Annotated in this window: 6 protein-coding genes; all 6 read right to left on the bottom strand. The window is 39.1% G+C overall.

Annotated elements, in window-relative coordinates; genetic code table 11:
* Positions 1-172: 172 nt before the first annotated feature.
* A complete protein-coding gene (locus tag JST56_00080; GenBank protein ID MBS1987372.1) occupies positions 173-1,723 on the bottom strand; it encodes a hypothetical protein in 1,551 nt (516 codons plus the stop codon).
* A gap of 1 nt (position 1,724) precedes the next feature.
* Positions 1,725-2,270 (bottom strand): hypothetical protein, encoded by a 546-nt coding sequence (locus JST56_00075; GenBank protein ID MBS1987371.1) that lies wholly within the window; start codon positions 2,268-2,270, stop codon positions 1,725-1,727.
* Between the two features lie 41 nt (positions 2,271-2,311).
* On the bottom strand, positions 2,312-9,208 hold the full coding sequence (locus JST56_00070; GenBank protein MBS1987370.1) for a hypothetical protein: 6,897 nt from the start codon (positions 9,206-9,208) through the stop codon (positions 2,312-2,314).
* 245 nt (positions 9,209-9,453) lie between these two features.
* Positions 9,454-11,547: a hypothetical protein gene (locus JST56_00065; GenBank protein ID MBS1987369.1), complete on the bottom strand. Its 2,094-nt coding sequence runs from the start codon at positions 11,545-11,547 to the stop codon at positions 9,454-9,456.
* A 173-nt stretch (positions 11,548-11,720) separates the two neighbouring features.
* The gene (locus tag JST56_00060; protein ID MBS1987368.1) at positions 11,721-13,289 is read right to left on the bottom strand and encodes a hypothetical protein; all 1,569 of its coding nucleotides are present in this window, start codon (positions 13,287-13,289) and stop codon (positions 11,721-11,723) included.
* 82 nt (positions 13,290-13,371) lie between these two features.
* Positions 13,372-14,399, bottom strand: a 1,028-nt coding sequence (locus JST56_00055; protein ID MBS1987367.1) for a hypothetical protein, incomplete at its 5' end; no start/stop codon positions are given.

The following is a 14,399-nucleotide window of genomic DNA, read 5'->3' as shown; positions in this document are numbered from 1 at the left end:
CACTCCTCAGGATTACCAGCCTTTCAACAAACGCTCACCAGTTTACCATAACTTCGACTCAAACAAAAAACTCCCAATCTAGGCTCATCAAGTTCGTGTTAAAAATAACGAGAACCCAGGATATACTCCCAGGTTCTCATGTAAATTTAGAGGTGCGGCTGAGTTTTAAGCTTTAAAACTCAAAGTTTAAATCAAGGTTAAATGCAAGCTCTTTTGGATAGTTTCTTCCAGCAACCGCATATGATCCTGCAAATCCGGTACGGAATGAATCACTAAATTGATAGCTGTACTGCGCGCCCAAAATGTGTCCAACTGACCATGTTGCATAGTTCAAATTTGAACCATCAAATTGCTCACCGTTACGTTGTGAACCCAAGTAGTCGCGCCCTTTTACTTTCAAATCGTAGTGGATATCAAATGCTCCACCTTTACCAAAAATTCCGGTAAAAGCATTACCAAGTCTAATCAATAACTCAGGACCTTGATGAATTTTAATTTTGGTTACGCTGTTTCCAAAACGTTTAATCGTTGAATCAGGCTCGGTAAACAAACCGTTAGGATCTGCTAAGAATCGCAAATTTTTGCCTAATACAAACTCTCTTGGTAAGGCTGTTCCATTGCCTGTTTTTGAAAGCTTTTGAGCAATACGGCGCGTTACGCGTGATGCAAATGAATAGCCTGCTTTGCTATGAATGTATGGGTTAAACCAGCAGCTTTTTTCCCACAACATTGAAAAGAAACCACTCAGTTGAACAAATCCACCATTACCTAAGTCATGTGCCCACAATTTATCTGTATCACCTTCGCGAGCCGATGGAAGAACAAGGTGTGCACCAAGAATAAAGCGATCAATATGACGAGAATGAATATTAAAATTCATGTATCCATTGATATCACCCAAACCAACTTGTGTTGATGTGCGATCGTTGAAACTAGAATTTTTCTCTAGAAGAATTTGAGTCACCAAGTCTTGAAGCGTTTTACCAGCGCCAATAATATTAGCTGCAGTTGGAGTTGATGCTAAACGAATACGATGGGTCTTTCCTACAACGGGAATATGTATACCAACAGACAAATCATTATGGCAATAGTGGCGAGCAACATTCAATGCTACGCCAAAACGACTTTCCCACGCATCAAAGTTAAGTAGTTGCGGTGCAACAGCTGCATAATTGGCAACTTCGTGACTAGGAGAATCAGGAGTAATAATAGCTGGTCCAGCAGCACCATCTTGTATTTTAGCAGTTTCAGCAAGCTTGCTCACGAGTAAAATATCGCGAACCGCAATTTTATCGGTACCAAAAAGTAATACCGAATAATCCTTGGTTCGGCCGCTTGATCCATAAGCGCGTGACGCTATGCTGTAATCTGCAAGCAACTGAACAAAGTCACTTTTTTCATAAAACGCTGAATAGTAAGGCCACTGAGGCAAGAGATATCTTTTGCCATGTTTTTTTGCATGATGCGCTTTATGCCCATGACGCTTATGTTTTTTTGGAGTATAGCCCGAGCGTTTGAGCTCATGATTTACATTCTTTTGAATGGTATTTTTCAGCTGTTGATGATCTGCAGAAGAGCGCTCAGAAAGCTGACGCTTAATTTCTGACTTGATTTTTTCCTGCACATAACCGTTATCAACACTCTTACTCGCTCCACAATGCCCAGACAAGCCAAGAGCAAGCACACACGCAATAAGTTTTTCTTTGCGATGCATAAACATCATCTTACTCTCCTTGTTCAATCGACTTAATTTGTCGTTTTACTTCTTTACGAATTTCATCATCGACTCGAGCAAGTTCACTGTTTTGACCAGCGTTAAGCCCATCTGGATTGTCTACTTTTGCTTCGATATCTTTGATTTTATTTTCAGTGTACTGAAGCTTATGCCCTGCTGTTGACAGTTGATCTTCAGCCATTCTAAGTTTTTCTTCAGCTTCTCGAATCTTCGCTTCGGTCATTTTGACATGCTCTTCAAGCCTGTTAATGTCACCGAGTCTGCTTTCTGTTTGGGTCAAACGAGCTTCAAGCGCTTTGAATGTACCTTGAAACTCTTCTGGCAGATTTTGAAAATCTGATGCGGTATCTTTGAGATACATGTGTGCACAAAACCCCAGCGCAGCCGTTGTTGCAAAAAGCCCAATCATGACATTTTTTTGCATGCATGTTGCCAGTAAGTTTCTAGCCTTACATGCTATCTTTTCAAATAAGCTTCTAATATCCATACCAGTCCCACCTCTTAAACTGTTACTCTTTTTGACTTCTTTTTTCATATTAAATAACCCTTTTGCATTGCTGCAAGAGAATATTCAATTTACTTTTCAAGATCAGCTTCTTCAGCAATCACACGTGATACCGTTCTATTGCCAGCTTGATCGATCGTAAACAAGTTGCCGTTGCCATTAAAGCCTACAACTAAACCGGCTGCAGCATCGTCGTTGGTAATAAAATCGTTTACATCAAGTTGAACGATAAACATCTTTGATTGAATCGATCCTTCGCCACCCAGCAGCTCAAGTCCTTGATTTAAGTCACCACCTCTGAACACGGTGCTAAACGAAAGCGTTGGAACAAGATTCATTAATCGACGAATTATATCTCTGCCGGTAAATGAACCCTTAATCCCAATAAATAAATCCGATTCTTGAACAAGGCCTGCAAACGCATTTCCTTGATTGATCAAAGAACCATTGCTCAAACGAACCGTTACCGAGTCGTTTCTGGCGGCAAATTGTGCAATACCAGAGCCATCGGTTTGCAAGATTCCTTTTTTGGTATCAACAAAAGTTTTAACAAAGTCTTTATTGAGTCCAAGAACAAATTGACCACCGTTTTCAAAACTTAATGTTCCTTTGCTCACAAAGGCCAACGTGGTTACCACACCTGGAACTTCAAGTCGTTCGTTGAAGAAAGCATTCATTTCAAGCACGCCTTGATTGCCGATATAGACCTTCGCTTCATCATCAACACGCAAGCTAAAGGTTGAGCTTCCAATAATCGACAAGCGAGCATCGCCTTCTCGAATATCATCACCATCAAGATCTTCGTTCAAGTTCCACTCAGCTTCGCGATCAAGGGTAATATCAATGCCATCTGGTGGGAGTGTTGGTTCATCAAGTCGACCAATAATAAGATGTTGACCTGCACGAATATTCAACTGTGCGCCACGGTCAAAGAGCAGTTTGCCGTCACCATCAATAATAACGGTTGACTCACCCTCACCCAAGGTAACTAAAACACTCTCATCAAAAATCATTTTGGTCTTTTCAGGAGTAAGCTTGCCACCTTCAAGTCTCATGGTAAAACCATCACCAAAGACAACTTTTCCGCGGCCAATAAATCGAACGAGCGAATCTTTTGGAATATCAAAGAATGAGGTATGCGCTGCATCAAAGAATAAAACTGGATCTTTACCATTATCCAAGAATTCAAACACAAGCTCTGAAGCCGGTGTCATGACAATCTCACCTTGAATAGTAAAATGCTCTTGAATTTGAATACGGTTGTTCAAGTTACGAACAAAGATCTTATCGTTTGGTTTAAGCGTTGTGTCTTTAAAGCCTTGACGAACTGTTCCATCACCACTGATGTTGTTACCAAGATACAAGTTCAATTGGTTAACAGGATCAACCCCAAAGTCTGAACCAACACCACCGGTATGGATTAAGACATTATTTGAGGCATTTTCAACTTTAACAACCGAGCCACCCTGTTCAAGTTGGAAGGTTGTTGGAAGAACAAATGCACGTTTTGCTATTTTGTGTCTATTAATTTGTTCTTGAACATAGTTCTTAATTGCTTGAAAATGGGCTTGCGCATCATGAGCCAAAGATCGTGTTACATCATGTTCTGCAACCAATTCAGCAAGCTCTCGAGCATATGGACATGTTTGTCTCTTACGACCATGCTTATTCTGTTTTTGTCTTTCACGGTTGCTTGATGCTTTTGGCTTTGCAGGTCTGTTACTTGCTGCAATGTTGTCTTGCATGTTCTCATATTCTCTCATGCGTCTGATATCAAGCGCTGTAATGACATGCGTACGAGGTTGTTTCCTAAAGAGAGGACCTCTGATAAACGACTGGTCAATTGCATTTGGTTGGTCTGAACGAAGGTTCAATCCAGAATCCAGAATCAAGTCTGCCGATGTTTGCTTGATTGGGAAACCATTCAGTTCAACGTTGCGACCACCAATAAACGCGTTGGCATCGGTCACAAAGGAGTTACCATTTTGGTTTGCCACAATTGCCCAGAAGTCATCAAATATAATGCTTGCACGTCCCGCAGCGGAGCTCAAGAACAACAAGTCTGGTCCAAAGGTTACCGATGGATTACCAACAATTGGATCTTGTAAGTGGAAGGTCAGGTGCAACTCACTATCGAAGATATCGCTATACAAGATGAAGCCTGTAAGGGCAAGACCTGTATCGAGCATTCTGAGTGAATTACGGTTTCCTTCAACCACAAAAGTTGCATCGGTATTTTGTCCAAGATTCATTTCAGCGCCACCGCCAAGACCAAGCGCACCGACTACTAAGGTTCCGCCAGCATCAAGTCCTCGTGCAATTGCAATACTTTCAACACCTTCAAGTTCAACTTCTTGCAATAAGAGTGTGTTAAACCCAAGGGTAATGTACTGACCTGCAACAGCGTTTGGAGTCAAGATCAAGCGACGTTTGCCGCCGATACCACGAATCGTCCAAACAAATGGATTATCAACGGTTCCACCAACGGTGAACGCTTCACCGTTAAGCGTTAGATCATCTTCAAGCTCAAAGGTTACATTGTCACCTAGAACAATGGCTGCTCCTGCACCAAGTGAGAAGGTGTTTGCATTGATACGCATTAAGGTAACGTTTTGCAAGGTTACCGTTGCACCAGCAGCAACAATAAACTGTGGCGTGGTTGGGTTGCAGAACTCAATCCATGCACCTTGTCCATCAATCGTTAGGGTATTAACAACGTTAACCACCTTAATTGGATCAACGATACAGTTACAATTCATAAGCACATCGGTTGTTACCGGAGCTTGAACTAATGTGCAGCAATGAAGCTCTGCTTCGAGCTTAACAATTGCATTACTGTTGTTCTTGCAACATTCAAGTAGCGCGTTGCTATTGTTCTTGCAGCATGCAAGGAGCGCATTGCTGTTATTGTTGGTTAAGTACAAGACGGTATTGCTTACGTTATTAAACAGAGATATCAATGCGTTACTATTTTCTCTGCAACAATCAAGGAGTGTATTACTGTTGTTCTTGCAGCAGTTCAGAATCGCATTACTATTGTTGGTTGTTAGATACAGAATCGTATTGCTGCTGTTCTTGCAGCAATTCAGTATTGCATTACTGTTATTCTTGCAACATTCAAGAAGCGCGTTGCTGTTATTGGTTGTCAGATGCAGAATCGTGTTACTGCTGTTTTTACAGCAATTGATTATTGCGTTGCTGTTGTTCGTAATATTCTGAACATTTGTTGTGCAGCACTTTTTCAACGCCAAGATCGCGTTGCTGTTGTTATTCGTCAGATACAGAATTGCATTGCTATTTACTCGACAACAGATCATGTTTGCGCTGTTACCATTAACCAAGTTAATAATCGCATTGCTGTTGTTCGTAATATTTTGAACATTTGTTGTGCAGCATTTCTTCAAATTCAAGATCGCATTACTATTATTGTTGGTGAGATACAAGATTGCATTACTGTTGTAACGGCAACACTCTGTCGAATTAGAGTTGTTAACTAGGTTAATAATTGCGTTGCTATTATTCGTTATATTCTGAGCATTGGTGCTGCAACACTTTTTCAACGCCAAGATCGCGTTGCTATTTTGCATTGGAAGCATCGAGAGGAAGCTTGAGAAGTTGATAATCGCGTTGCTGTTATTTGTAATGTTTTGACCATTTGTTGTGCAGCATTTCTTCAGTGCCAAGATCGCGTTGCTATTATTGTTTGTTAGATACAGAATTGCGTTGCTGTTTACTCGGCAGCAAATCAAGTTTGCACTATTGTTGTTGATCAGGTTGATAATCGCGTTACTATTGTTCGTGATGTTCTGACCATTTGTCGTGCAGCACTTCTTCAGTGCCAAGATCGCATTACTGTTGTTATTAGTCATGTACAAGCTAAAGTTACTTGTGTTCTTATTCAAGTACAACAACGCTTGGCTGTTCACCCGGCAACAGATCGTATTGGAAATAATTGCATTACTGTTATTCGTAATACGTCTGCTCAAGTCTACAATTGAATTAGAAGCATTTTTGCAGCATTTCAAAATCGCATCACTATTATTCTTGAATAATCTCAATTCAGTATTGCTTGTGTTCTTATTCAAGTACAACAACGCTTGGCTGTTCACTCGGCAACAAATCGTATTGGAAATAATTGCATTACTGTTGTTCTTAATATTTTGAACATTTGTTGTGCAACACTTCTTAAGAGCCAAGATTGCATTACTATTCTGCATTGGAAGCATTGTTACAAAACTTGAGAAGTTGATAATCGCATTACTGTTATTCGTAATGTTTTGAGCATTTGTGGTGCAACACTTCTTAAGAGCCAAGATTGCGTTACTATTATTCTTAGTCAGATAAAGAATTGCATTACTGTTATAACGACAACAATCTGTAGAATTAGAATTGTTTACCAAGTTAATAATTGCGTTGCTGTTATTTGTAATGTTTTGAGCATTTGTACTGCAACATTTTTTTAGAGCAAGAATTGCATCACTATTATTCTTAAACAATCTCAGTTCGGTATTACTGGTGTTCTTATTCAGGTACAACAACGCATTACTGTTCACACGACAACAAACTGCGTTAGCGATAATCGCATTACTGTTGTTCGTTATCTTCTTATTCAAATTCAAAATCGCATTTGAGTTATTCTTATTCAAGTACAACAGTGCGTTACTGTTTACTCGACAGCACACTGCATTTGAGATAATTGCATTTGAGTTATTGGTGATCTTCTTGTTCAAGTTCAAAATTGCATCTGAGTTACTCTTGCAGCATTTTAAGATCGCGTCACTGTTATTCTTGAACAATCTCAACTGAGCATTGCTGGTGTTCTTGTTCAAGTAGAGCAACGCGTTACTATTCACACGACAACAAACTGCGTTAGCGATAATCGCATTACTGTTGTTGGTGATCTTCTTGTTTAAGTTCAAGATTGCATTTGAGTTGTTCTTATTTAAGTACAACAGTGCGTTACTGTTTACGCGACAGCACACTGCGTTTGAAATAATTGCATTTGAGTTGTTCGTTATCTTCTTGTTCAAGTTCAAAATTGCATCTGAGTTACTCTTGCAGCATTTTAAGATCGCATCACTGTTATTCTTGAATAATCTCAGCTCAGTGTTGCTCGTATTCTTGTTCAAATACAACAGTGCGTTACTGTTTACGCGACAACAAACTGCGTTAGCGATAATCGCATTACTGTTGTTGGTGATCTTCTTATTTAAGTTCAAGATGGCATTTGAATTATTCTTATTTAAGTAAAGCAATGCGTTACTATTTACTCGGCAGCAGACTGCATTTGAAATAATTGCGTTACTATTATTCGTTATCTTCTTGTTCAAGTTCAAGATTGCATCTGAGTTACTCTTGCAGCATTTTAAGATCGCATCACTGTTATTCTTGAACAATCTCAGCTCGGTGTTGCTGGTGTTTTTGTTCAAGTACAACAGTGCGTTACTGTTTACTCGACAACAAACTGCGTTAGCTATAATCGCATTACTGTTGTTGGTGATCTTCTTATTTAAGTTCAAGATGGCATTTGAATTGTTCTTATTTAAGTACAACAGTGCGTTACTGTTTACTCGGCAACAGACTGCGTTTGAAATAATTGCATTCGAGTTATTCGTTATCTTCTTGTTCAAGTTCAAGATCGCATTTGAATTGTTCTTATTTAAGTACAACAGTGCGTTACTGTTTACTCGGCAACAGACTGCATTTGAAATAATTGCATTTGAGTTGTTCGTTATCTTCTTGTTCAAGTTCAAGATTGCATTTGAATTGTTCTTATTTAAGTACAATAACGCATTACTGTTAACGCGACAGCACACTGCATTTGAGATAATCGCGTTACTATTATTCTTAATTTGTTGACCTAATCCGCAATCAAGATGACAGATGGTACCACTGTTAACAGATGCAACATTCTTACCACCAGGGTTACCAGAAGCACCAATCAATGGTTGAATATTATTAGTGTCTGCAGAAGTCAAAGTATCATACACAACGGTTACTTGATCAATTGAGAATGTTCCCTGTTGTGAGAACGTCAATGTCTTATTGCCAGTGATAATTTTTGTTGCACCTTCGGCATAAACGATACCGGTTGTTACCGTATAATTACGTGCAATTTCAATTTCAACATCTGACAAGCAAAGCCGTGAATTTTTATTTTCAAAAACAATTTGTCCAAGACCAACACCACGAAGCTTTACACCTGAAAGGTAGAGTTTTGTACCACCCCTAATCCAAAGTGTTCCTCCACTGGTCAAATCAAGAACATTACCATTGCCGTTGATATGCGCTTCTGAGCCGGTAAATGTCCAACGACCGCTCAAAAGAGTTGGTCCATTGAGTTGAATGTCTGAAGCATTATTCCAAAGAATTTGATGAGCAAGAGACTGCTGCTTTCCACCCAGAGAAAGTTTATGGCGATTAAGATTGATTGTACCAGAGCCGCTAAAAATATAATCATCCCCCATGGAAAGATTGCTATCCAGCGTCAATGAACCTCTATTCAATGCAACATTAGAGTTAAGCGCTGTTTGAATAGCAATAGTCAAATCGCTTAATTGATGAGTCAGATTTATAGAATCAGCATTTAAAAAGAGCGGCTGACCTTCAAGACGATTACTTCCACGAAGAACGGTAATTTTAGGAGAAAAAGCTCCTGCATCAACACGTAATGAATGACCAGAGTTAAAAGTTACTTTACGAGGCGAATCACCATCATACGTTCCCGTCATGATGGCAGATGTTCCATTTGCCGTAAGAATTCCATCTGAAAAAGAAATTGGCAATCCAACAATCGATCCGGAATGATCCAACGTTCCATTCCAGTTCTGAATCTGTTTATTGATGATAAACTTAGATGAGCCAATACGAACTGTAGAGTCTTTATGCGAAAAATTAAACCCTGCTGACAAGCTTACTATTGAGACTCCCAGATAGACAAGCAGCCATAGACTAACAAGTCTTCTCATAGCTTTCCCCTTTTTCATACTTCATTACCTAAGTTTTGTTATTCGTCTCTCATCTATCAACTCTCCCTTGATAGACAAAAGAACAATATGACACAAATTTATTTACCACCTAGCGTAAAATTCTTTCAAAACCAAGGTCAAGATTTTTCAAAAACCATATGCCTTGAGTCCTGAAAAAAGACTCTTTTTGTTTTTGCTTTTTTATAATGAGACCCAACCACATGAGGTCTTCATTATTTTACCCATTAGTTATATCGAATGTATCCATATAAATCTAAAGTTGAGCCACCCTTAATGCGTGTATCAAGGCTTGAATCCAACATTATTCCTTCAGCTGGATATCGAGCTTGACTACTCATGGTCACTTTATCGTCAATTACCAAAATTCCATCTGCAAGCTTTAATCCTGTCCTGGTTGAAACAAGCGTACAACCATTCAAAACTAATGCAGAAGTGTTATCTTCCATAAATAGAAGATCGCTACGTGGGCACTTTGGCGCATAGCTAAACGTTGTATCCGTATCAAAAGTCAGTATTGCTCCGGAAGCAATGGTGCTTGATTGGCAATTCGTATAATTGAACTTGCCAAAACCTGTTACCCAAACATCCTCTTCAAACTGAATAGAACCGAGTGAAAAAGTATATTCACTTGCAAGATTAATGATGGAGTTTCTAATCAACACAGAACCATTACCCATTAAGCAACGCAAACGAGAGTCTTCAACTTCTTGAAGTTCACAGTCTTCCAATATTAATTGTGAGTTTGGTCTAATAACTAATTCGCTACCAGGATTAAGAAATACCCGTTTTCCTCGACCGTTAATTTTGCAAATGCCACTAAAATGAATTGGCGTTTTAATATTTACATCGCAGTTAAAAACAAGCGCAGTGTTATCAAAATAAAGAGGAATCAGTGCATCTGGATCAAACGCATTAATCGCTACTTGATAGTTTGGGTGAGCAAGATATTCAAAAGTATACGCAAAATAGTCATCATTTCGAGACCAGCGACATGCAAACTGCTCTTTAAGAGGTGAACGGCTAAATTTTACCGTCAATGTCTTAGCGCTTGCATCAAACTGATAAATATAAAGCGTTCCAACGCTCCCACTTTGTGTTACAACAAGCAAGTAAGTACCTGTGCTATCCCAGTGAAGACCATAAACATTTTCAGATAGACTTTGAGTAGCCGTGCTCACAATATGAATTGGCGATCCACTCACATCATAAAGCCTCAAGTTTGTTGTGCCACCGGTCAAACCAACAGCTACATAACTACCAGTTGGGCACCAATCTACCGCTTGAACAGTAGCTCCAACATCTAAGCTGGAAGTAAGCGTCAAAGAACCATTAAAATTATAAACAAGTAACTCGCTCACGTTTGCGGTTGAGTTGTTCGTTACACCAACAACAATTTGGTTTCCACCAGGGCTGAAACTCAATGAGTTTCTGGTTACATCTCGGTCAGGAGAAAGATTAACCGATGTTGAAGCACCAATCACACCAGAGCTATTTACCGCATATGAAACAATTTCTCCGGCATTATTATCTGTTCCGACAATCAAATAGTTTCCTGAAGGATGCCAAGCCAATGCAGTTGCAGCTCCTGAAATATCAGCACCACTTAAAACAGGCAATGTTCCATTGTGAACCTTGTGTTCATAAATAATAACTTCATTACCACTACCCGAAGCCCGCCCGATCGCTAAATAACGCTTGGTAGGATGATAGCGAACTGCATACACATCACGACCATGCTCAACACTCAATGTTGTGGTGATGATGCTTCCGTCAAAATATCCAATTTTTAATTCTGCTACTGACGAGACTTCGGCAGAACATCCGGCAACATAAGCATCTCCAACTTCCCAGTCAACAGAATATGGATCGTTAGTTAACCCCATCAAAGCAAGATTACTTCCTACAAAGAAACCTGCTCCCTCGGGGAGATTAAAATCTTGAACATGTTTTACAAATTCTATGGAATGATTTTTTCCATAAACTTTTCCACCACCATAAAAATGGTGTGTATTAGCAAACGTTAAATCTTGCTTAAGGTAGAGTCTACCATTATTGAGCTTGGTATCACCTGCAATCGGAAAATAATTATCATACGTACATGTTGTTGTAATATCTTGCAAGATAAAACCTTGATTAAATGCTGCAAAACCAAGCATCGTATTGTTCGTATCGCTTGCTGGAAATGTTGTTTGTGGTTGTATCGAAACGGCAGTACGGGAACCAACCACAAGAGGATATAACGCTGTGTCAACAATACTCATCATTACTAAGAATGCTACAGACCAATAAAGAAACTTTATTTGATTGATCTTCATCACACTTCACCTCTTTTTTCATATTTTTGCTTTTCGAACAAATATTCTAAGCTTCAAGCGTTACAAAAAAAAAACTCTAGCTCAACAATTAAAAAAAAATATTAGGAATGCATTACACACAGCCTATTTTTGCCAAATGAAGGGAAGATCATGCATCGATCATAAAAATTACATTTTTAGAATTCAAAATTTAAATCAAGATTAAACGTGAGCTCTTTTGGATAATTACGTCCAGCAACCGCATAGGTTGAACCAAATGTTGCCCGAAAAGAATCATTGGCTTGATAGCCATATTGAGCACCAATAATATGCCCAACAGACCACGTAGCAATATTAAGAACTGAACCGTCATAAAGAGCCTGAGAGCAACCAGAGCCTAAATAACTGCGACCTTTAATTTTAAGGTCATAATGGATATCAAAAGATCCTTTTTTCAAAATAACTTGAGAAAAAAGATTTCCGATTCTGAAAAAAAGTTCTGCGCCTGGATGAATTTTTATTTTATGCACACCATCTGCAAACCCTCGTACCGTTGAATCTTGGAGTGCCGGATCGAGCTCAGCACCCGCTTCAAATTGCAAACCGGTTCCCAACGGAAAATTGCAATCGGTTAAAACAGTACCATCGGCACCATTTTTTCTGAACTGAGGAACTCTCCGTGTGACTCCTGTTCCAACAAGATAATCAACTTGAGCATGAACATACGGCTTAAGGAAGTTACCCCTTTCCCACATCATTGAAAGAAATGAACCGATTTGAATAAAGCCACCATTTCCAAGCTCATGATTCCACAATTCACCAAAATCTTTTTCTCGAGACAGCGGTAAAACAATACGGCCACCAAGCATGAATCTATCAATATACTTCGATTTGATATTCACATGAACGTACCCATCAATGTCACCAAGATCAACACGTGTGACATCATTCTTTGCAAACTTCATTCCTTTTGCTGCCAAAATATCATCTAAAAAATCTTGTAACCCACCAGGATATTTTTTTGTAAACTGAAATTGTGGATCTACAACTGCCATTTCGGCGGCGATAATTTGAGCTTGCAAATCGGTATCAATTTCATTTTTAAGCCGTAACCGATGCGTCTTTCCCACAACAGGAATATGCAACCCAACGGTTAAACTTCCACCATAATAATTACTCGCACAATGAAGACCAACGTTAAATTGCTGTTCCCATGCATGTAAATCAAGCTTTTGATTTGCAAGAATACTCAAGTAACTGTTTTTTTTAAAATCAGCGCCTGTAGTAAGACTAGCTACTGCGCCATTTTTTAACTTTGCAGCTTGAGCAAGCTTACTCACCAGTAAAATATCTTGAATAGTAATTGTCTCTGACCCAAAAACATTACTTGAAAGATCTTTTGTCCCGCCTGAAGAACCATAAACACCATCTGAAAGTCCATAATCGGCAAGAATCTGAATAAAATGATTTTTTCTAAAGAACAAAGCATAATAAGGAAAATTTGGCAGCGTATATGGCCCAGATATTGTACTCAATTTTTTATGCGAATAATGCTTTTTGCTTTCAAGCTGACGTTTGACCATTTCACGAATAACAAGATCTGATGAACGCTTTTCAGCTTGTCGCTTGATTTCAGCTGAAATATGTTCTTGAATCTCCGTCTCAGCTAAGTTCTCTGCAACCACAACTTGCTGATAAATTCCAAGCATAAAAACAATCAATGCCAACTTATATGCTTTATAAATGATCCTAAGTTTTTTATTCATGGCAAGCTACCTATCTTTTGCAACCTCGGATTACTAGGTTTTAATATGCAAGAGACTTTTTCAGAATGAATCATCATCCATCTTACTCAAGCGCCTCCATCTGTTTTTTTACTTCTTTACGAATTTTCTCTTTTACATGATCAAGGTCATTGTTTTGTTTATTTAAATTTTTTATTTTATCCAAAGATTTTTGCTTATTCTTACTGATCAAAGAAATTAATCCTGTAAGCTTAAGGGATTCCCCTATTGAATCTATCGATTCAACCTTACTCTCTGCCTCAACTAAACGCTTCTTAAGCGACTCTTCAGTCTCTTCAAACTTTGAAGCTGTATGCTTTACTTCATGCTCAAGGTTACTCATTACTTGATGAGCATCTTTTAACCCATCTTCTGTTTGGGCCAAGCGCTGGGCAAGCGACGCCTCTGTCTCTTCAAGCTTTGAAGCGGTACGCCTCACTTCATGCTCAAGATTACCCATTACTTGAAGCTGATTTTGTGCATCACGCAGCTGATTTTCTGTTTGGGCTAAGCGCGCTTTAAATAGCTCTTCTGTCTCTCCAAGCTTTGAGGCTGTACACCTCACTTCATTTCTAAGATTACCCATTACTTGAAGCTGGTCCTGTGCATGGCGCAACTGAGCTTCCGTTTGAGTCAGACGAAGCTCAAGCGCTTTGATTGCCGGAAAATCTTCAAGCCGATCTACATGTGATTTTTTTAAATAAAGGAGTACGCCAAAACCAAGCATTATTACAGCACCCGAAAATACAATGAAAAAACTATATTGATTTTTTAGTGCTGAGTATGTTTTTGAAGAGAGCGAAATAACCTGGGCAGTTATTTGTTTTGAAATTGCAACACAGCGAACGGTTATTTGTTTTATACACCCAATAGCTTTTGTATGCGCTTGTTTTACAAACCCGACAAAACCAGTCCCGAGACGGTTTGCATAGCCCAAAAAGCCAGTCATTAAACGTGATGCCGCTGTTTTAACCTGCACACCAGAATTAACAGATACTCTCTTGATCAACGAACCGGTTTCATACGCAAAACCAACCAGCTTTAAGCAAATATTTTTTACACCAGTAGCTCCACAGAGAAGAGCATTTTTTA

It is taken from the genome of Candidatus Dependentiae bacterium (assembly GCA_018266175.1).
GTDB lineage: Bacteria > Babelota > Babeliae > Babelales > RVW-14 > JAFEAY01.
This window is presented reverse-complemented; position numbering and strand designations above follow the sequence as displayed.